A 19,926-nucleotide genomic window follows, 5' to 3' on the forward strand; every position below is an offset into this window, starting at 1 on the left:
TCCTCGAACGCCGGAGGGGCTGACTTTGAGCCCCTCCGGCTACGGCGTCGCCGGCGGATACAGCTCACGCGGCAGCTGTGACGCCGCCGCCGCGTCCAGGAGCCAGAGGGTGCGGGTGCGGCCGTGGGCTCCTGCGGCCGGGGCCTGGATCTCGCCCGCGCCCGAGAGGGCGATCGCGGCCGCCTCCGCCTTGTCCTCGCCCGCCGCCAGAAGCCACACCTCGCGGGCCGCGCGGATCGCGGGCAGGGTGAGGGTGACCCGGGTCGGCGGGGGCTTCGGGGCGCCGTGGACGCCGACCACCGTGCGCTCCGTCTCGCGTACCGCGGGCAGTTCGGGGAACAGGGACGCCACGTGCGTGTCCGGGCCCACGCCCAGCATCAGGACGTCGAAGGACGGCACCGGGCCATGGTCCTCCGGGCCCGCAGCCGCGGCCAGTTCGGCCGCGTAGGCGGCGGCCGCCGCCTCCACGTCCGTGCCGTGCGGACCGTCCGACGCGGGCATGGCGTGCACGCACTTCGGGTCCAGCGGCACCGCGTCCAGCAGCGCCTCGCGGGCCTGGGTGACGTTGCGGTCCGGGTCGCCCTCGGGCAGGAACCGCTCGTCGCCCCACCACAGGTCCAGGCGCGACCAGTCGATCGCGTCCCGGGCCGGGGCGGCGGCCAGCGCGGCCAGCAGGCCGTTGCCGTTGCGGCCGCCGGTCAGCACGATGGACGCCTCGCCCCGCGAGGACTGCGCGTCCACGATCCTGGTGATCAGCCGGGCCGCCGCGGCCTGCGCCATCAGCTCCTTGTCCCGGTGCACGACCAGCTGGGGTGCCGTACTCACTTCGCCGCCGCCCTCGTCACCGGTGCTTCCTCCGTCGCCTCGGCCGCGGGACCTTTCGCAGCCGACTCGACAGGAGCGGGGACCGCTTCCCGGTCTCCGGCTCCGCGTTCTCCTTTGGCCGGGGCGTCACCGCCGTCCTGCTTAAGCCGCTCCACGCCGTACCGCAGGGCCGACGCGTAGGTGTCGTCCGGGTCCAGCCGGCGCAGCTCCTCCGCGATCAGCTCCGCGGTGTCCCGGCGCTTGAGCGCCACCGCGCGCTTTGGCTGCCCCTGGATCGCCAGCGTCGCCAGCGAACCGTCGGCGCGGTCCAGCACGATCGGGCCGCAGTCGGTGTCCATGCGGACCGCCGTGAGCCCCGGCCCCGCCGAACGGGTGCGCCGCACGGGGACGTCCAGCCGGTCCGCGAGCCACATCGCCAGCAGCTCGCAGCTCGGGTTGAACTCCTCGCCCTCCACCTCGACGCCCTGCACCTGACAGGCGACCTGGTCCAGCGCGGCGGCCAGCATCGAACGCCACGGCGTGATGCGGGTCCACGACAGGTCCGTGTCGCCCGGGGTGTAGGCGTCGGCGCGGGCGGCCAGTTCCTTCACCGGCTGCTCGCAGGCGTAGGTGTCGGTCACCCGGCGCTGGGCCAGCGCGCCCAGCGGGTCGCTCGCCGGGTCCAGCGGCGCGTTGACCGGCCACCACACCACCACCGGGGCGTCCGGCAGCAGCAGCGGCAGCACCACCGACTGGGCGTGGTCGACGACCTCGCCGTGCAGTCGGAGCACCACCGTCTCGCCGGTGCCGGCGTCCGCGCCGACCCGCACCTCGGCGTCCAGCCGCGACTGTGTCCGGTCGCGCGGGGAGCGGGAGACGCGCTTGACGACGACCAGGGTGCGCGAGGGGTGCTCGCGCGAGGCGTCGCCGGCCGCCTTCAGGGCGTCGTAGGCGTTCTCCTCGTCCGTCACGATGACCAGGGTCAGCACCATGCCGACGGCCGGCGTGCCGATGGCCCGCCGGGCCTTCACCAGCGCCTTGTTGATCTGGCTGGCCGTGGTGTCCGTGAGGTCTGTCTTCATGGCCGGCGCCAGCTCCGTCCGTCTCGCTCGAGCATTTCGTCCGCCTCGACGGGTCCCCACGTGCCGGCCTGGTACCGGGCAGGCGTGCCGTGCGCGTCCCAGTACTCCTCGATCGGGTCGAGGATCTTCCAGGACAGCTCGACCTCCTCCGTGCGCGGGAAGAGGTTGGAGTCGCCGAGCAGGACGTCGAGGATCAGCCGTTCGTAGGCCTCCGGGCTGGACTCGGTGAACGACTCGCCGTACGCGAAGTCCATCGACACGTCCCGGATCTCCATCGACGTGCCCGGCACCTTGGAGCCGAACCGCACTGTGACGCCCTCGTCCGGCTGGACGCGGATCACGATGGCGTTCTGGCCGAGCTCCTCGGTGGCCGTGGTGTCGAAGGGGGAGTGCGGCGCCCGCTGGAAGACCACGGCGATCTCCGTCACCCGGCGGCCCAGCCGCTTGCCGGTGCGCAGGTAGAAGGGGACGCCCGCCCAGCGGCGGTTGTCGATGCCCACCTTGATCGCGGCGTAGGTGTCGGTCTTGGAGGACGGGTCGATGCCCTCCTCCTCCAGATACCCGATGACCTTCGCGCCGCCCTGCCAGCCGGCCGCGTACTGCGCGCGCACGGTGTCCCGGCCCAGGTCCTTCGGCAGCCGCACGGCGCCGAGCACCTTGGTCTTCTCCGCCGCGAGCGCGTCCGCGTCGAAGGAGGCGGGCTCCTCCATCGCGGTCAGCGCGAGCAGCTGGAGCAGGTGGTTCTGGATGACGTCGCGGGCGGCGCCGATGCCGTCGTAGTAGCCGGCCCGGCCGCCGATGCCGATGTCCTCGGCCATGGTGATCTGCACGTGGTCCACGAAGGACCGGTTCCAGATCGGCTCGAACATCGTGTTGGCGAACCGCAGCGCCAGGATGTTCTGGACGGTCTCCTTGCCCAGGTAGTGGTCGATCCGGAAGACCTGATCCGGCGCGAACACCTCGTGGACGATGGCGTTCAGTTCCTCCGCCGACTTCAGGTCGTGCCCGAACGGCTTCTCGATGACCGCGCGCCGCCAGGAGCCGCCCGTCTGGTCCGCCAGCCCGTGCTTCTTCAGCTGCTGGATGACCACCGGGAAGGACCGCGGCGGCACCGACAGGTAGAAGGCGAAGTTGCCGCCCGTGCCCTGTGCCTTGTCCAGTTCCTCGATCGTGCCGCGCAGCCGCTCGAAGGACTCGTCGTCGTCGAAGGTGCCCTGGACGAAGCGCATGCCCTGGATGAGCTGCTGCCAGACCTCCTCACGGAAGGGGGTCCGCGCGTGCTCCTTGACCGCGTCGTGGACCTCCTGCGCGAAGTCCTCGTTCGCCCACTCCCGGCGGGCGAAGCCCACCAGCGAGAAGCCCGGCGGCAGCAGCCCCCGGTTGGCGAGGTCGTACACGGCCGGCATCAGCTTCTTGCGTGACAGGTCACCCGTGACGCCGAAGATGACCAGGCCCGACGGCCCCGCGATGCGCGGGAGCCGTCGGTCCGCGGGGTCACGCAGCGGATTGCTGCTCGACAAGGTCTCAGCCCTCCGAGGGGGCGAGGCGCTGGAGCTCCGCCTCGGTCGACTTCAGCAGGTCGTTCCAGGACGCCTCGAACTTGTCGACGCCCTCGTCCTCGAGAAGCCGCACCACCTCGTCGTACGCGATGCCGAGCGCCTCGACCGCGTCGAGGTCGGCGCGCGCCTGCTCGTAGGTGCCCGCGACGGCGTTGCCCCGGATCTCGCCCTTCTCCTCGGTGGCGAACAGCGTCGCCTCCGGCATGGTGTTCACCGTGTTCGGCGCCACCAGCTCGTCGACGTACATGGTGGCCTTGTACGCCTTGTCCTTCACCCCGGTCGACGCCCACAGCGGACGCTGCTTGTTGGCGCCCTCGCGCTCCAGCGCCGCCCAGCGCTCGGTGGAGAAGACCTCCTCGTACGCCTGGTACGCCAGGCGCGCGTTGGCGATGGCGGCCTTGCCGCGCAGGGCCTTGGCCTCGTCGGTGCCGAGCGCGTCGATCCGCTTGTCGATCTCGGTGTCCACGCGGGACACGAAGAAGGACGCCACGGAGTGGATCTTCGACAGGTCCAGGCCGCGGGCCTTGGCCTTCTCCAGGCCGGTCAGGAACGCGTCCATGACCTTGCGGTAGCGCTCCAGGGAGAAGATCAGCGTGACGTTGACGCTGATGCCCAGGCCGATGACCTCGGCGATGGCCGGGATGCCCGCCTCGGTCGCCGGAATCTTGATCAGGGTGTTCGGCCGGTCCACCAGCCAGGCGAGCTGCTTGGCCTCGGCGACCGTCGCGCGGGTGTCGTGGGCCAGCCGCGGGTCGACCTCGATCGAGACCCGGCCGTCCTGGCCGTCGGTGGCGTCGAAGACCGGGCGCAGGATGTCGGCGGCGTCGCGGACGTCCGCCGTGGTGATCATCCGGATGGCTTCCTCGACGGTGACCTTGCGGGCCGCGAGGTCGGCGAGCTGCGTGTCGTACCCGTCGCCCTCCGAGATGGCCTTCTGGAAGATCGTCGGGTTGGTGGTGACGCCCACGACGTGCTGCTGGTCGATCAGCTCGGCGAGGTTGCCCGAGGTGATCCGCTTGCGCGACAGGTCGTCCAGCCAGATCGCGACGCCTTCGTCGGAAAGGCGCTTCAGTGCGTCTGTCATGGAAATTCCATCTCCTACGTGTCGTATGTAAGCGTCAGCGCCGGGCGGCGGCGATCGATTCCCGCGCGACGGCGGTCACGTTGTCGGCGGTGAAGCCGTACTCCTCGAACAGCACCTTGCCGTCGGCGGAGGCGCCGAAGTGCTCCAGCGAGACGATGCGGCCGGCGTCGCCCACGTACTTGTGCCAGGTGAGGCCGATCCCCGCCTCGACGGCCACACGCGCCTTCACGGACGGCGGCAGGACGCTGTCCCGGTACCCCTGGTCCTGCTCCTCGAACCACTCCACGGACGGCATGGACACCACACGCGTCGGCACGCCGTCGGCCTGGAGCCGCTCCCGCGCCTCGACGGCGACGTGCACCTCGGAACCGGTGGCGATCAGGACGACCTCGGGCTCGCCGCCCTCGGCCTCGAACAGCACGTAGCCGCCGCGGGCCGCGTCCTCGTTGGGCTCGTACGTCGGCACGCCCTGGCGGGTGAGCGCCAGACCGTGCGGGGCGCCCTTGCCGAACTCCTTGGTCCAGCGCCTGAGGATCTCGCGCCAGGCGATCGCGGTCTCGTTCGCGTCGGCCGGGCGGACCACGTTCAGGCCCGGGATGGCGCGCAGCGACGCGAGGTGCTCGACCGGCTGGTGGGTCGGGCCGTCCTCGCCCAGACCGATGGAGTCGTGCGTCCACACGTACGTCACCGGCAGGTGCATCAGCGCCGACAGACGCACCGCGTTGCGCATGTAGTCGGAGAACACCAGGAAGGTGCCGCCGTAGATGCGCGTGTTGCCGTGCAGCGCGATGCCGTTCATCTCCGCGGCCATGGCGTGCTCGCGGATGCCGAAGTGGATCGTGCGGCCGTACGGGTCCGCCTCCGGCAGCGGGTTGCCGGCCGGGAGGAACGAGGACGTCTTGTCGATCGTGGTGTTGTTGGAGCCGGCGAGGTCGGCCGAGCCGCCCCAGAGTTCCGGGATCACCGCGCCGAGCGCCTGCAGCACCTTGCCGGAGGCGGCGCGGGTGGCGACGCCCTTGCCCGGCTCGAACACCGGGATCGAGTCCTGCCAGCCCTTGGGGAGCTCGCCGGCGGCGATCCGGTCGTACTCGGCGGCGCGCTCCGGGTTGTTGTCCCGCCACTGCTGGAAGGACTTCTCCCACACGGCGCGCGCGGCCTGGCCGCGCTCCAGCGCCTTGCGGGTGTGCGCGATGACCTCGTCGGCGACCTCGAAGGTCTTCTCCGGGTCGAAGCCGAGGACCCGCTTGGTGGCCGCGACCTCGTCGTCGCCGAGCGCCGAGCCGTGCGCGGCCTCGGTGTTCTGCGCGTTCGGCGCGGGCCAGGCGATGATCGAGCGCATCGCGATGAAGGACGGCCGGTCGGTGACCTTCTTCGCCTCCTGGATCGCGTCGTAGATCGCGTTCGGGTCCAGGTCGCCGTCCGGCTTCGGGGCGACACGCTGCACGTGCCAGCCGTACGCCTCGTACCGCTTGACCGTGTCCTCGGAGACGGCCGTCTCGGTGTCGCCCTCGATCGAGATGTGGTTGTCGTCCCACAGCAGGATCAGGTTGCCGAGCTTCTGGTGCCCGGCCAGCGAGGACGCCTCGGCGGAGATGCCCTCCTGGAGGCAGCCGTCACCGGCGATGCAGTAGATGAAGTGGTCGAACGGGGACTCCCCGGCGGGGGCCTCCGGGTCGAACAGACCGCGCTCGTAGCGGGCGGCCATCGCCATGCCCACCGCGTTGGCGACACCCTGGCCGAGCGGACCGGTCGTGGTCTCCACGCCCGTGGTGTGCCCGTACTCCGGGTGGCCCGGGGTCTTCGAGCCCCAGGTGCGGAAGGACTTCAGGTCGTCCAGCTCCAGGCCGAAGCCGGCCAGGTACAGCTGGGTGTAGAGGGTCAGGGACGAATGGCCGGCGGACAGGACGAAACGGTCCCGCCCGACCCAGTCCGCGTCCGCCGGGTCGTGCCGCATCACCTTCTGGAAGAGGGTGTAGGCGGCGGGCGCCAGACTCATCGCCGTACCCGGATGGCCGTTGCCGACCTTCTGTACGGCATCGGCGGCCAGGACGCGGGCGGTGTCGACGGCCCGCTGGTCCAACTCGGTCCACTCGAGGTCTGTGGTGGTCGGCTTGGTGCTCACCCTGAGTCAGGGCTCCTCTCCACATGTCGGATGCCGGTGATGACCCACCGGCGTGGTCGAGCCTACCCCCGTAGGACGTGCCTTTTTCCGGGTCGTTCCAGAGTGCGGGCACTCCCCGCGATCCGCCTCCTGACTGGGAAGTTTCCGCATTCGGCAGATGAATACGGAGCCGCTCATCCGCGTGCTCAATCGAGCTTCGGGACGCACCTCGGAGAGGGGTCCGCCAACACGACCGGACCCCCGCGAATGCCGGGGTCTGGGCAACGTCTAGAGTGGCGTGGTACGCGCGAGCCTTTACCGCGACTTCACAGGAAAGGGGCTCGCTGGGATGTCTCTGTAGGGGTGTGCGTGACGGCCGTTGAATCCCGCCCGGCGGGGGTTTTGGGGACGAGTCAGAGCCCTGCGCATCGGCCGTTCCGGGCCCGCGTGATGGCATTCGTGGCTCTCACCAAGCCGCGGATCATCGAACTGCTGCTGATCACCACCGTCCCGGTGATGTTCCTGGCGCAGCAGGGCGTGCCCGACCTGACGCTCGTGCTGCTGACCTGCGTCGGCGGCTACCTGTCGGCCGGCGGCGCCAACGCGCTGAACATGTACATCGACCGCGACATCGACGCGCTGATGGACCGCACCTCGCAGCGCCCGCTGGTGACCGGCATGGTCAGCCCGCGCGAGGCCCTCGTCTTCGGCATCGCCCTGGCGGTCGTCTCCACGCTGCTGTTCGGCCTGACCGTCAACTGGCTGTCCGCCTGGCTGTCCCTCGGCGCGCTGCTCTTCTACGTCGTCGTCTACACGATGATCCTCAAGCGCCGCACCGCGCAGAACATCGTGTGGGGCGGCATCGCCGGCTGCATGCCGGTGCTGATCGGCTGGTCCGCCGTCACCAACTCGATGTCCTGGGCCCCGGTCGTCCTCTTCCTCGTCATCTTCTTCTGGACGCCGCCGCACTACTGGCCGCTGTCCATGAAGGTGAAGGAGGACTACGCGCGCGTGGGCGTGCCGATGCTTCCCGTGGTCGCCGGCAACAAGACGGTCGCCCGGCAGATCGTCCTCTACAGCTGGGTGATGGTCGGCGTGTCGCTGCTGCTCACCCCGATGGGCTACACCGGCTGGTTCTACACCGCGGTCGCCCTGGCGGCCGGCGGCTGGTGGCTGTGGGAGGCGCACGCGCTGCTGCACCGCGCCAAGGCCGAGGTGACGGGCGCCAAGCTCAAGGAGATGCGCCTGTTCCACTGGTCCATCACCTACGTCTCGCTGCTCTTCGTCGCCATCGCGGTGGACCCGTTCCTGCGCTGACGCTCCTTGCTTCGCCGACCGGGCGGGAGACGTGGTCAAGGCCACGGACCCCGCCCGTCGCCGTCCGGCCTACCCGTCGGTAGCATCCTGCTCATGGCAGACACGCAGCAGGTGGACCCCAAGGACGGGCAGAAGGCGGCCAGGCTCGCCAAGCGCATCGGCGGCTACGCCAAGGAGCACGGCGGCGCCGAGGGTCACGTGGAGTACCTCGGGCAGCGCGGCGCCCGGATCGTCCTCGTCGGCGAGGACGGCGCCTGGGGGGACGTCCACGCGCCCTCCGTGGAGATCGCCCGGCTGGCCGTCGAGAAGGCGGGCATCACCGTGCACGAGCAGTTCGACGGCGACTTCGCCGCCAAGGTGAGGACCGGCCCGTACGAGTGGAGCCGCATGGCCGGCATCCAGGTCGGCGGACCCTCCGACGACTGACCGCCCCTCGGGCAACACCTCTTCACCGGTTCACCCGTTAGGACCTGTAGGCAGCGACAGCGTCCACCCGGGGAGTCCGGAGATGATCGACCCGCCGTCCCTCGTGGACCAGTACTGCCACGGCGTACTGCGCACCGAGCTGGGCCTCGGCACGTTCGAGGCCCAGCTGGCCCGCACCGAGGGACCGCCGGCGCCCGGCACCACCCTCTTCGACACCCAGACCGGGTTCGCGGTGCGCCGCTGGTGCCCGCCGCTGCTGGGTCTCGAGCCGCACTGCGCGCCCTCCCGCTATCTCGCCCGCCGCCGCGAGCTGGGCACGATGGAGGCGGGCCGCCGGCTGCTGCGGGGCAGCGGCATCACCGCCTACCTCGTCGACACCGGTCTGCCCGACGACCTCACCGACCCCGGCGAGCTGGCCCGCGCCGGCCAGGCCGAGGCGCACGAGATCGTCCGCCTGGAGCAGCTCGCCGAACAGGTCGCCGACACCTCCGGCACCGTCGAGTCCTTCCTCGCCAACCTCGCCGAATCGGTGCACGGGGCCGCCGCGCACGCGGTCGCCTTCACCTCCGTCGCCGGACTGCGCCACGGTCTCGCCCTCGCGCCCGAGCCGCCCGGGGCGGGGGAGGTGCGCGGCGCGGCCGGACGCTGGCTGGCCGCGCGCGGCGCCGGCGACCGGCTGACCGACCCGGTGCTGCTGCGCCACCTGCTGTGGATCGCGGTGGCCTCGGGACTGCCGCTCCAGCTGCACGCCGGACTGGGCGCCCCGGGCGCGCGCGTCGACCGCACCGACCCGGTGCTGCTGACCGACTTCGTGCGGGCCACCGCCGGGCTCGGCACCGATCTCGTCCTGCTGCACGGCTACCCGTACCACCGGCACGCCGCCCATCTCGCGGGCCTCTTCCCGCACGTCTACGCCGACTGCGGCGCCGCCCTGGTCCGCACCGGCGCCCGCGCGGCGACCGTCCTCGCGGAGGTGCTGGAGCTGGCCCCCTTCGGCAAGATCCTCTTCTCCAGCGGCGCCCGCGGCCTCCCCGAGCTGCACGTGGTCGGCGCCCACCTCTTCCGCGAGGCCCTCGCCCGGGTCCTCGGCGCCTGGGTCTCCGAAGGCGCGTGGTCCCTCGCCGACGCCCAACGCGTCGCGACGATGATCGCCTCCGGCAACGCGGGGCGGGTGTACGGGGTGGGGTGACCGGAACCCGCCCGCCGGGGGCGTGCCCGAGGGGAGACTGGGCGGATGCAGCAGACGATGCAGCAGACCGAGGCACTGCTCGACCGCTTCCTCGCCGGGCTCGCGCCCCTCGCCCCCGTCGCCGTGTGGGCGCACGGTTCGCTGGCCGCCGGGGACTATGTCGAGGGGCGCAGCGACCTGGATCTGGTCGCGGTTCTGCCGCCCCCGGTCGGCCCGCGCACGGTGTGGCGGCTCGCCGTCCTGCACGCCCGGCTGCGCGGCGAACCGCTCGCGGACGGGCTGCACTGCACGTATCTCACCCCCGGGACCGCCGCGGGCGCGGAGCGGCGCCACCTCACGTGGGCGCACGAGCGGCTGTTCCGGCGCACCGTCACCCCTGTGACCCGCGCGGAGCTGCACACCGTCGGCCGGGTCCTGCACGGCGCGCCGCCCGCGGACGTCCTGCCTCCGGTGCCGGACGGTGAACTCGCCGCGTACGTGGTGCGCGACCAGCGTGACTACTGGCGGCCCCACGTGGACCGGGCCGACCTCTGGACCCGGGACATCTGGGTCGACCTGGGTCTGGTGACCTTCGCGCGCGCCACCGTCACCGTCCGGGAGGGCCGGCTGATCTCCAAGCGGGAGGCGCTGGAGCTGCTGCCGGGGCTGGGCGCTCCCGAGGAGGTCGTCGCCGACGTCAGCGCGCGGCGGTACGGCGGGGCGGTGGCCGCCGACGAGGGATGGATCCGGCGGCGCGCCGAGTCGGTGCGGGGTTACCTGGGGCCGGCGATCGACGCGCTGGTGGCCGGTTCCTGAGCCGGGACGGGCGACGGCTGCGGGGCCGTCTCCTCCGGGCGTTCGCGGAGCGACAGCAGGACGCGCAGCACCCAGATCCACATCACGCACGAGCCGAACATGTGCGCGCCCACCAGGACCTCGGGGAGGTCGGTGAAGTACTGCACGTAGCCGATGGCGCCCTGCGCCAACAGGATCAGGAACAGCTCACGGGTGCGGGCGAGCGGGCCCTTGGGGGCGTCCACGGCCTTCAGCACGAACCACAGGGCGAAGGTCAGCGTGACCACGATCCACGCCAGCACGGCGTGCAGCTTGGCCACCCCCTCCCAGTCGACCGGCATCCGGGCGACCTCGCTGGAGTCGCCCGCGTGCGGGCCCGCGCCGGTCACCACCGTGCCGACCGCGATCAGCAGCACGGACGCGGCCACCAGGAACCACACCAGCTGCACCACGGCCTTGCCGACCAGCGGCCGCGGCTCGGCGTCGCCCTCGCGGGTGCGCTGCCACATCACCGTGGCGACCGCGATCAGCGCCGAGGACAGCAGGAAGTGCGCCGCGACCGTGTACGGGTTCAGGCCGACGAGGACCACGATGCCGCCGAGCACGGCGTTGCCCATGACGATCCAGAACTGCGTCCACCCCAGCAGCGTGAGGCTGCGCCGGTACGGCTTCTGCGAGCGCGCGGCGACGATCGCCCAGCCGACGGCGGCGCACAGCACGTAGGTCAGCAGGCGGTTGCCGAACTCGATGACGCCGTGCAGGCCCATCTCGCTGGTGGTGGTCAGCGAGTCGTCGGTGCACTTGGGCCAGGTCGGGCAGCCGAGGCCGGAGCCGGTCAGCCGCACCGCGCCGCCGGTGACCACGATGACCACCGACATGACGAGCGCGGTGAGGGCCGCGCGGCGGACGGTCCGGGGATCCGGCGTCCAGCGAGCGGCGATGAAGGCGAGCGGGTTGCGCAGGGCCGCCTGGGCGTCGGCGCGGGTCACGTTTGGCACGCGTCCCATCGTAGGCGGCCGCTTGTGCACGCTTTCACGAGGGTCGGTTCCGGTCATCCCGCACCTACTCCCAGCGGAAGAACGCGCCGGCCGCGGCGAGCCCCGCGACCGCCCACGCGCTGAGGATCCCGAGGTCGGCCCAGGGCATGCCGGCGCCGTGCTGGAGCACGTCCCGCAGGCCCTCCGAGAGCGCGGCGATCGGCAGCAGCCCGAGCACGTCCTGCGCGGCGTCCGGGAACTTGTCCAGCGGCACGACCACCCCGCCGCCGACGAGCAGCAGCAGGAAGACCAGGTTGGCGGCGGCGAGGGTCGCCTCCGCCTTGAGCGTGCCGGCCATGAGCAGCCCCAGCCCGGAGAAGGCGGCCGTGCCCAGCGCCAGCAGCGCCACCACCGCGAGGACGCCGCCCCGCGGGTCCCAGCCGAGCGTCAGCGCGATCACCGTCAGCAGGACCACCTGGAGCACCTCGGTGACCAGCACCGACAGCGTCTTGGCGGTCATCAGTCCCCAGCGCGGCAGCGGAGACGCGGCGAGCCGCTTCAGCACGCCGTAGCGGCGCTCGAAGCCGGTCCCGATGGCCTGCCCGGTGAACGCCGTCGACATCACCGCGAGCGCGAGGATGCCGGGGGCGAGGAAGTCGACCGCCTCGCCGTCGCCGGTGTCCACGACGTCCACGGTGCTGAACAGCACCAGCAGCAGGGTGGGGATGATCACCGTGAGGAGCAGCTGCTCGCCGTTGCGCAGCAGCATCTTCGTCTCGAGCACCGCCTGCGCGGCGATCATCCGGGCCAGCGGCGCCGCGCCCGGCTGCGGAGAGTAGGTCCCGGTGGCCGTCACGAACGCAGCTCCTTGCCGGTGAGTTCGAGGAAGACGTCTTCCAGGGTGTGCCGCTCCACCGAGATCCGGTCCGGCAGCACCCCGTGCTGCGCGCACCAGGACGTCACCGTGGCGAGCAGCTGCGGGTCGACCTTGCCGTCGACCCGGTACGAGCCCGGCGTCACCTCGGCGGCCGACGCGTCGGAGGGCAGCGCCTTCAGCAGGGACGCCACGTCCAGCCCGGGCCGCCCGGAGAAGCGCAGGGTGTTCTCGGCGCCGCCGCGGCACAGCTCCTCGGGGGAGCCCTGGGCGACGACCCGGCCGCCGTCGATGATCGCCACGTCGTCGGCGAGCTGCTCGGCCTCGTCCATGTGGTGCGTGGTCAGGACGACGCGGACGCCGTCGTCGCGCAGGTCCCGGACCAGGTCCCAGGTGGCGTGACGGGCCTGCGGGTCGAGGCCGGCGGTCGGCTCGTCCAGGAACACCAGTTCCGGGCGGCCCACCACGGCCATCGCCAGCGCGAGCCGCTGCTGCTGCCCGCCGGACAGCCGCCGGTACGAGGTCCGGCCGCAGGAGCCGAGGCCCAGCCGCTCGATCAGCGCGTCCACGTCCAGCGGGCGCGCGTGCAGCTTCGCCACGTGCCGCAGCATCTCGTCCGCCCGGGCCCCGGCGTACACGCCGCCGGACTGGAGCATCACGCCGATGCGGGGCCGCAGCGCCGCCGACTCGCGGACCGGGTCGAGACCCAGGACGCGCACCGTGCCGGAGTCCGGCCGCCGGTACCCCTCGCAGATCTCGACCGTGGTCGTCTTGCCCGCTCCGTTGGGGCCGAGCACGGCCGTCACGCCCTGCCGGGCCACCAGGTCGAGGCCGTCCACCGCGGTCTTCGTGCCGTACCGCTTCACCAGGGCCTGCACCTGGACCACGGGCTCACTTCGCATGGGTCATGAGTCTAGGGAGATGCCCGGTGTCGCGGACCGGGGGGTGCGGGAAGCCGACCGGACGGGAAAGGTGCTCTTGCGCGGAGCCCGCCCAATATGCTCCGGAACGGCAAGTGCGCCGGTCGGAGGGGGTGCGGGCGGTGCCGGCGGGGTGCTCCCGCAGGGTCTCCGTCTGATCGATCAAAGATCGTTTCCGCAGGTCACATTAGGTCTACCTAAGTGATGCAAGGCACGTCGGGCCGTCCGGACGCCGCTTGCCGGGCTCCGAGGAATTACGCAACAATGGCGTTGTGAAAAACGGCGAGCACCTGACGGGGCCTCCCCAGGAGGATCTGGCAACCGGTGAGCGGTCCACCCGCAACCGCGTCGCCCGGTCCATCCTGGACCACGGCCCGTCGACCGTCGCCGAGCTGGCGGGGCGGCTGAAGCTCACCCAGGCGGCCGTGCGCCGGCATCTGGACGCGCTGGCCGCCGACAACGTGGTGGAAGCCCGTGACCGGCGGGTCTACGGCGCGCGCACACGCGGGCGCCCGGCCAAGGTGTTCGCCCTGACCGACTGCGGACGGGACGCCTTCGACCAGTCCTACGACAAGCTCGCGGTGGACGCGCTGCGCTGGATCGGCGAGCGGGAGGGCGGCGACGAGGCGATCGCCGCGTTCGCCCGGGCCCGGATCGCCGCGCAGGCCGGCGCGTACCGCAAGGCCGTCGAGGACGTACCGCCGGAGAAGCGCACGGAGGCCCTGGCCAAGGCGCTCAGCGCGGACGGGTACGCTGCGACCGCGCGCAGCGCACCGGTCGGCGAGCAGCTCTGCCAGCACCACTGCCCGGTCGCCCACGCCGCCGAACAGTTCCCACAGCTGTGCGAGGCCGAGACGGAATTTTTCGCCGAGCTTCTCGGTACGCACGTACAGCGGCTGGCGACGATCGCGCACGGCGACGGCGTCTGCACGACGTTCATCCCCAAGATTTCCCACAACGCATCTGCAAGCACGTCCGGGAGGAACCCCGCATGACTCTCCCCACGGAGACTGCCCACCCCGAGCTGGAGGGTCTGGGCACCTACGAATACGGCTGGGCCGACCGTGACGAGGCCGGTGCGTCGGCGCGCCGCGGCCTGAACGAGGACGTCGTCCGGGACATCTCCTCGAAGAAGGACGAGCCGGAGTGGATGACGAAGCTCCGCCTCAAGGGCCTGCGCCTGTTCGAGAAGAAGCCCATGCCGAACTGGGGCTCCGACCTCTCCGGCATCGACTTCGACAACATCAAGTACTTCGTGCGGTCGACGGAGAAGCAGGCGGAGTCCTGGGAGGACCTCCCCGAGGACATCAAGAACACCTACGACAAGCTGGGCATCCCCGAGGCCGAGAAGAAGCGCCTCGTCGCCGGTGTCGCCGCCCAGTACGAGTCGGAGGTCGTCTACCACCAGATCCGCGAGGACCTGGAGGAGCAGGGTGTCATCTTCCTCGACACCGACACCGCACTGAAGGAGCACCCGGAGCTCTTCAAGGAGTACTTCGGCACGGTCATCCCGGCCGGTGACAACAAGTTCGCCGCGCTGAACACGGCCGTGTGGTCCGGCGGTTCCTTCATCTACGTGCCCCCGGGCGTGCACGTCGAGATCCCGCTGCAGGCCTACTTCCGGATCAACACCGAGAACATGGGCCAGTTCGAGCGGACCCTGATCATCGTCGACGAGGGCGCCTACGTGCACTACGTCGAGGGCTGCACGGCGCCGATCTACAAGTCGGACTCGCTGCACTCCGCGGTCGTCGAGATCATCGTCAAGAAGAACGCCCGCTGCCGCTACACGACCATCCAGAACTGGTCGAACAACGTCTACAACCTGGTCACCAAGCGTGCCGTCGCCTACGAGGGCGCCACCATGGAGTGGATCGACGGCAACATCGGCTCCAAGGTGACGATGAAGTACCCGGCCGTCTACCTGATGGGCGAGCACGCCAAGGGCGAGACCCTGTCCATCGCCTTCGCGGGCGAGGGCCAGCACCAGGACGCCGGCGCCAAGATGGTCCACATGGCCCCGAACACGTCGTCGAACATCGTCTCCAAGTCGGTGGCGCGCGGCGGCGGCCGGACCTCCTACCGCGGTCTCATCGAGATCGGCGAGGGCGCCCCGGGTTCCAAGTCCAACGTGCTGTGCGACGCGCTGCTGGTGGACACCATCTCCCGCTCGGACACCTACCCCTACGTGGACGTCCGCGAGGACGACGTGTCCATGGGCCACGAGGCGACCGTCTCCAAGGTCTCCGAGGACCAGCTCTTCTACCTGATGAGCCGCGGCCTGTCCGAGGACGAGGCGATGGCGATGATCGTGCGCGGCTTCGTCGAGCCGATCGCCAAGGAACTGCCGATGGAGTACGCGCTCGAGCTCAACCGGCTGATCGAGCTCCAGATGGAAGGCGCGGTCGGCTAAAGCACCACGCCGTTCCGTCAAGCCCCTTACGCAAAGGAAAGCGAGCACTACGACAGCCATGGCTGAGGCTCAGAACATCCCCGTGGGTTCCACCACCGCGGGCTCGATCGCGGTCGCCGCCGAGTCGACCGTCGCCACCCGCATGAGCGCGCCCCCGTCCTTCGACGTGGCGGACTTCCCCGTCCCCCACGGACGCGAGGAGGAGTGGCGGTTCACCCCGCTGGAGCGGCTGCGCGGGCTGCACGACGGCACCGCCGCCGCCACCGACGGGGGCCTCAAGGTCGCCGTCGAGGCGCCCGAGGGCGTCACCGTCGAGACCGTCGGCCGTGACGACGCCCGGCTCGGCCGCACCGGAGCCCCGGTGGACCGCGTCGCCGCCCAGGCGTACTCGGCCTTCACCCAGGCCTCGGTCGTGACCGTGCCCAAGGAGACCGTCCTCACCGAGCCGATCCGCATCGCGGTGCACGGCGAGGGCGGCACCGCCTACGGCCACCAGGTGATCGAGCTCGGCGCCTTCGCCGAGGCCCTCGTGGTCATCGACCACACCGGTGACGCGGTGCTCGCCGCCAACGTCGAGTACGTCCTCGGCGACGGCGCCAAGCTCACCGTCGTGTCCGTGCAGGACTGGGACGACACGTCCGTGCACGTCGCCCAGCACAACGCCCTCGTCGGCCGCGACGCCTCCTTCAAGTCCGTCGTCGTGACCTTCGGCGGCGACGTCGTCCGTCTGCACCCGCGCGTCACCTACGCGGGCACCGGCGGCGAGGCCGAGCTGTTCGGTCTGTACCTCACGGACGCCGGCCAGCACCAGGAGCACCGCCTCCTGGTCGACCACAACGTCCCGCACTGCAAGTCCAACGTCGTCTACAAGGGCGCGCTCCAGGGCGACGACGCGCACGCCGTGTGGATCGGCGACGTGCTCATCGAGGCCAAGGCCGAGGGCACCGACACCTACGAGATGAACCGCAACCTCGTCCTCACCGACGGCGCGCGGGTCGACTCGGTGCCCAACCTCGAGATCGAGACCGGCGAGATCGTCGGCGCCGGCCACGCCTCCGCGACCGGCCGCTTCGACGACGAGCAGCTCTTCTACCTGATGGCCCGCGGCATCCCCGAGAAGGACGCCCGCCGTCTGGTGGTCCGCGGCTTCTTCGCCGAGCTCGTGCAGCAGATCGGCGTCCCCGACATCGAGGAGCGTCTGATCGCCAAGATCGAGGAGGAGCTGGAGGCCGCGGTCGCATGACCTTCGTACGCGTCTGTGGACTGGGCGAGCTGGAGGAGGACACCCCGAAGCGGGTGGAACTCGACGGCACGCCGGTCTCCGTGGTGCGCACCGAGGGAGAGGTGTTCGCGATCCACGACATCTGCTCCCACGCGAACGTCTCCCTCGCGGAGGGCGAGGTGGACGACTGCCACATCGAGTGCTGGCTGCACGGCTCGCGTTTCGACCTCCGCTCCGGCAAGCCCGACGCCCTTCCGGCGACGCGCCCCGTCCCCGTATACCCCGTAAAGATCGAAGGGGACGACGTGCTCGTCTCCCTCACCCAGGAGTCCTGAGGCACCCATGGCAACGCTTGAAATCCGAGACCTGCACGTCACCGTCGAGGCCGACAACGCCACGAAGGAGATCCTCAAGGGCGTCGACCTCACCGTGAAGCAGGGCGAGACGCACGCCATCATGGGCCCCAACGGCTCGGGCAAGTCGACCCTCGCCTACTCGCTGGCGGGTCACCCCAAGTACACGATCACCCAGGGCACCGTCACCCTCGACGGCGAGGACGTCCTGGAGATGTCCGTCGACGAGCGCGCCCGCGCCGGCCTGTTCCTCGCCATGCAGTACCCGGTCGAGGTCCCCGGCGTCTCCGTCTCCAACTTCCTGCGCACCTCCGCCACCGCCGTCCGCGGCGAGGCCCCCAAGCTGCGCACCTGGGTGAAGGAGGTCAAGGAGGCCATGGAGCGCCTCAACATGGACCCCGCCTTCGCCGAGCGCAACGTCAACGAGGGCTTCTCCGGCGGTGAGAAGAAGCGCCACGAGATCCTTCAGCTGGAGCTGCTCAAGCCGAAGGTCGCGATCCTCGACGAGACCGACTCCGGCCTGGACGTCGACGCCCTGCGCGTCGTCTCCGAGGGCGTCAACCGCGTCCGCGAGTCCGGCCAGGTCGGCACCCTGCTGATCACGCACTACACGCGCATCCTGCGCTACATCAAGCCCGACCACGTCCACGTCTTCGCGGCCGGGCGGATCGCCGAGTCCGGCGGCCCCGAGCTCGCCGACAAGCTCGAGGCCGAGGGGTACGAGGCCTACACGAAGGGTGGCGCATCCGAGTGACACAGCTGCCGGGCCTCCTCGACACCGAGGCGCTCCGCAAGGACTTCCCCATCCTGGACCGCCAGGTCCACGACGGGCGCAAGCTCGTGTATCTGGACAACGCGGCGACCAGCCAGAAGCCGCGTCAGGTGCTGGACGCCCTCGCCGAGTACTACGAGCGCTACAACGCCAATGTCCACCGCGGCGTGCACGTCCTCGCCGAGGAGGCCACGGCGCTGTACGAGGGCGCGCGCGACAAGGTCGCGGAGTTCGTCAACGCGCCCTCGCGCGACGAGGTGATCTTCACCAAGAACGCCTCCGAGTCCCTCAACCTCGTGGCCAACATGCTCGGCTGGGCCGACGAGCCCTACCGGGTGGACCACGAGACCGAGATCGTCATCACGGAGATGGAACACCACTCCAACATCGTGCCGTGGCAGCTGCTCGCGCAGCGCACGGGCGCGAAGCTGAAGTGGTTCGGGCTCACCGACGACGGCCGGCTCGACCTGTCCAACATCGACGAGATCATCACCGAGAAGACGAAGATCGTCTCCTTCGTGCTGGTGTCCAACATCCTGGGCACGGTCAACCCGGTCGAGGCGATCGTGCGCCGCGCCCAGGAGGTCGGCGCGCTCGTCTGCGTCGACGCCTCCCAGGCCGCCCCGCACATGCCGCTGGACGTGCAGGCCCTCCAGGCCGACTTCGTGGCCTTCACCGGTCACAAGATGTGCGGCCCGACCGGCATCGGCGTCCTGTGGGGCCGCCAGGAACTGCTGGAGGACCTGCCTCCGTTCCTCGGCGGCGGCGAGATGATCGAGACCGTGTCGATGAGCTCGTCGACCTACGCCCCCGCCCCGCACAAGTTCGAGGCGGGCACCCCGCCGATCGCCCAGGCGGTCGGGCTCGGCGCGGCGATCGACTACCTGTCGGCCATCGGCATGGACAAGATCCTCGCGCACGAGCACGCCATCACCGAGTACGCCGTCAAGCGGCTCCTCGAGGTGCCGGACCTGCGCATCATCGGTCCGGCCACCGCCGAGGAGCGCGGCGCCGCGATCTCCTTCACCCTCGGGGACATCCACCCGCACGACGTGGGCCAGGTCCTCGACGAGCAGGGCATCGCGGTCCGGGTCGGACACCACTGCGCCCGCCCCGTCTGCCTGCGGTACGGAATTCCTGCGACCACGCGGGCGTCGTTCTATCTGTACTCCACGCCGGCCGACATCGACGCACTGGTCGACGGTCTGGAGCACGTACGGAACTTCTTCGGATGAGGGGCTGAGGCGTGAAGCTGGACTCCATGTACCAGGACGTCATCCTGGACCACTACAAGAACCCGCACGGGCGTGGTCTCCGGGACGGCGACGCCGAGGTGCACCACGTCAACCCGACGTGCGGCGACGAGATCACGCTGCGCGTGAAGTACGACGGCACGACCATCAGCGACGTCAGCTACGAGGGACAGGGCTGTTCCATCAGCCAGGCGTCCGCGTCCGTGCTGAACGACCTGCTGGTCGGCAAGGACCTCGCCGAGGCGCAGAAGATCCAGGGGACCTTCCTGGAGCTGATGCAGTCCAAGGGGAGGATCGAGCCCGACGACGCGATGGAGGAGGTGCTGGAGGACGCGGTCGCGTTCGCCGGCGTCTCCAAGTACCCCGCGCGGGTCAAGTGCGCCCTCCTGAGCTGGATGGCGTGGAAGGACGCGACGGCCCAGGCGCTGGGCGCCGACGCCGAAAGGACTACCGCATGAGCGAGACCGTGGAGATGAAGCCGGCCTCGGAGGAGGAGCTCCGCGAGGCCCTGATGGACGTCGTCGACCCCGAGCTGGGCATCGACGTCGTCAACCTCGGCCTCATCTACGGCATCCACATCGACGACTCCAACGTCGCGACCGTCGACATGACGCTGACCTCGGCGGCCTGCCCGCTGACCGACGTCATCGAGGACCAGGCGAAGTCCGCCACGGACGGCCTGGTCAACGAGTTGCGGATCAACTGGGTCTGGATGCCGCCGTGGGGCCCGGACAAGATCACGGACGACGGCCGTGAGCAGCTGCGGGCGCTGGGCTTCAACGTCTGAGCCTGCCGCACACGACAAA

The 19,926-nt window shown here is 70.8% G+C and carries 20 protein-coding genes; 12 read left to right on the forward strand and 8 right to left on the reverse strand.

The window, feature by feature from the left end; genetic code table 11:
• Positions 1 to 39: 39 nt before the first annotated feature.
• From pgl to tkt, 5 genes are read right to left on the reverse strand one after another with little or no spacing between them, the layout of a single operon-like run.
• Positions 40 to 825, reverse strand: a complete 786-nt coding sequence (pgl, locus tag CCN29_RS07750) for a 6-phosphogluconolactonase (protein ID WP_086680714.1) — start codon at positions 823 to 825, stop codon at positions 40 to 42.
• A complete protein-coding gene (gene opcA, locus CCN29_RS07755) occupies positions 822 to 1,886 on the reverse strand; it encodes a glucose-6-phosphate dehydrogenase assembly protein OpcA (RefSeq protein WP_086680716.1) in 1,065 nt (354 codons plus the stop codon). The genes pgl and opcA overlap by 4 nt, the downstream gene beginning before the upstream one ends.
• A complete protein-coding gene (zwf, locus tag CCN29_RS07760; protein ID WP_086680718.1) occupies positions 1,883 to 3,406 on the reverse strand; it encodes a glucose-6-phosphate dehydrogenase in 1,524 nt (507 codons plus the stop codon). Before zwf ends, opcA begins: the two co-directional genes overlap by 4 nt.
• A 4-nt stretch (positions 3,407 to 3,410) precedes the next feature.
• Positions 3,411 to 4,529: a transaldolase gene (tal, locus tag CCN29_RS07765; protein ID WP_031062250.1), complete on the reverse strand. Its 1,119-nt coding sequence runs from the start codon at positions 4,527 to 4,529 to the stop codon at positions 3,411 to 3,413.
• 34 nt (positions 4,530 to 4,563) lie between these two features.
• Positions 4,564 to 6,651 carry a transketolase gene (gene tkt, locus CCN29_RS07770; protein ID WP_086680720.1) on the reverse strand — a complete coding sequence of 696 codons (2,088 nt, stop codon included), beginning with the start codon at positions 6,649 to 6,651 and terminating at the stop codon, positions 4,564 to 4,566.
• A gap of 342 nt (positions 6,652 to 6,993) precedes the next feature.
• Between tkt and CCN29_RS07775 the strand changes: the two genes are divergently transcribed.
• The 4 genes from CCN29_RS07775 to CCN29_RS07790 all read left to right on the forward strand — a co-directional run bounded on the left by CCN29_RS07775 (position 6,994) and on the right by CCN29_RS07790 (position 10,357).
• Positions 6,994 to 7,947 carry a heme o synthase gene (locus CCN29_RS07775; protein ID WP_051791967.1) on the forward strand — a complete coding sequence of 318 codons (954 nt, stop codon included), beginning with the start codon at positions 6,994 to 6,996 and terminating at the stop codon, positions 7,945 to 7,947.
• 93 nt (positions 7,948 to 8,040) lie between these two features.
• On the forward strand, positions 8,041 to 8,373 hold the full coding sequence (locus CCN29_RS07780) for a hypothetical protein (protein WP_086680722.1): 333 nt from the start codon (positions 8,041 to 8,043) through the stop codon (positions 8,371 to 8,373).
• An 82-nt stretch (positions 8,374 to 8,455) separates the two neighbouring features.
• The gene (locus CCN29_RS07785) at positions 8,456 to 9,562 is read left to right on the forward strand and encodes an amidohydrolase family protein (RefSeq protein WP_086680724.1); all 1,107 of its coding nucleotides are present in this window, start codon (positions 8,456 to 8,458) and stop codon (positions 9,560 to 9,562) included.
• 57 nt (positions 9,563 to 9,619) lie between these two features.
• Positions 9,620 to 10,357 carry a nucleotidyltransferase domain-containing protein gene (locus CCN29_RS07790; RefSeq protein WP_086680734.1) on the forward strand — a complete coding sequence of 246 codons (738 nt, stop codon included), beginning with the start codon at positions 9,620 to 9,622 and terminating at the stop codon, positions 10,355 to 10,357.
• On the opposite strand, the gene CCN29_RS07795 is transcribed toward CCN29_RS07790, so the two are convergent.
• Genes CCN29_RS07795 through CCN29_RS07805 form a run of 3 tightly spaced genes read right to left on the reverse strand, consistent with a single transcriptional unit; the run spans position 10,315 to position 13,074 of the window.
• The gene (locus CCN29_RS07795; protein WP_228678985.1) at positions 10,315 to 11,343 is read right to left on the reverse strand and encodes a COX15/CtaA family protein; all 1,029 of its coding nucleotides are present in this window, start codon (positions 11,341 to 11,343) and stop codon (positions 10,315 to 10,317) included. The two genes, CCN29_RS07790 and CCN29_RS07795, sit on opposite strands and share 43 nt — an antisense overlap.
• A 55-nt stretch (positions 11,344 to 11,398) precedes the next feature.
• Positions 11,399 to 12,169 carry an ABC transporter permease gene (locus CCN29_RS07800; protein ID WP_086680726.1) on the reverse strand — a complete coding sequence of 257 codons (771 nt, stop codon included), beginning with the start codon at positions 12,167 to 12,169 and terminating at the stop codon, positions 11,399 to 11,401.
• The gene (locus CCN29_RS07805) at positions 12,166 to 13,074 is read right to left on the reverse strand and encodes an ABC transporter ATP-binding protein (protein ID WP_006131186.1); all 909 of its coding nucleotides are present in this window, start codon (positions 13,072 to 13,074) and stop codon (positions 12,166 to 12,168) included. Before CCN29_RS07805 ends, CCN29_RS07800 begins: the two co-directional genes overlap by 4 nt.
• 305 nt (positions 13,075 to 13,379) lie before the next feature.
• Here CCN29_RS07805 and CCN29_RS07810 point away from each other — a divergent pair, with 305 nt between their 5' ends.
• The 8 genes from CCN29_RS07810 to CCN29_RS07845 are packed head-to-tail and all read left to right on the forward strand — an operon-like array spanning position 13,380 to position 19,907.
• Positions 13,380 to 14,102, forward strand: a complete 723-nt coding sequence (locus CCN29_RS07810) for a helix-turn-helix transcriptional regulator (protein ID WP_006131185.1) — start codon at positions 13,380 to 13,382, stop codon at positions 14,100 to 14,102.
• Complete coding sequence (sufB, locus tag CCN29_RS07815) at positions 14,099 to 15,520, forward strand: Fe-S cluster assembly protein SufB (RefSeq protein WP_006131184.1); 1,422 nt, start codon at positions 14,099 to 14,101, stop codon at positions 15,518 to 15,520. The genes CCN29_RS07810 and sufB overlap by 4 nt, the downstream gene beginning before the upstream one ends.
• Before the next feature lie 58 nt (positions 15,521 to 15,578).
• The gene (gene sufD / locus CCN29_RS07820) at positions 15,579 to 16,763 is read left to right on the forward strand and encodes a Fe-S cluster assembly protein SufD (RefSeq protein ID WP_006131183.1); all 1,185 of its coding nucleotides are present in this window, start codon (positions 15,579 to 15,581) and stop codon (positions 16,761 to 16,763) included.
• The gene (locus tag CCN29_RS07825; RefSeq protein WP_006131182.1) at positions 16,760 to 17,077 is read left to right on the forward strand and encodes a non-heme iron oxygenase ferredoxin subunit; all 318 of its coding nucleotides are present in this window, start codon (positions 16,760 to 16,762) and stop codon (positions 17,075 to 17,077) included. The genes sufD and CCN29_RS07825 overlap by 4 nt, the downstream gene beginning before the upstream one ends.
• Before the next feature lie 7 nt (positions 17,078 to 17,084).
• Complete coding sequence (gene sufC, locus CCN29_RS07830) at positions 17,085 to 17,849, forward strand: Fe-S cluster assembly ATPase SufC (RefSeq protein ID WP_006131181.1); 765 nt, start codon at positions 17,085 to 17,087, stop codon at positions 17,847 to 17,849.
• Entirely contained in the window at positions 17,846 to 19,102 is a 1,257-nt protein-coding gene (locus CCN29_RS07835) for a cysteine desulfurase (protein WP_006131180.1), read from the forward strand. Before sufC ends, CCN29_RS07835 begins: the two co-directional genes overlap by 4 nt.
• 11 nt (positions 19,103 to 19,113) lie before the next feature.
• Positions 19,114 to 19,578, forward strand: a complete 465-nt coding sequence (gene sufU / locus CCN29_RS07840) for a Fe-S cluster assembly sulfur transfer protein SufU (RefSeq protein WP_031019827.1) — start codon at positions 19,114 to 19,116, stop codon at positions 19,576 to 19,578.
• A complete protein-coding gene (locus CCN29_RS07845) occupies positions 19,575 to 19,907 on the forward strand; it encodes a metal-sulfur cluster assembly factor (RefSeq protein ID WP_006131178.1) in 333 nt (110 codons plus the stop codon). Before sufU ends, CCN29_RS07845 begins: the two co-directional genes overlap by 4 nt.
• Positions 19,908 to 19,926 lie beyond the last annotated feature (19 nt).

The sequence above is a fragment of the Streptomyces pseudogriseolus genome (assembly GCA_002154585.1).
Taxonomy (GTDB): Bacteria; Actinomycetota; Actinomycetes; order Streptomycetales; family Streptomycetaceae; genus Streptomyces; species Streptomyces pseudogriseolus.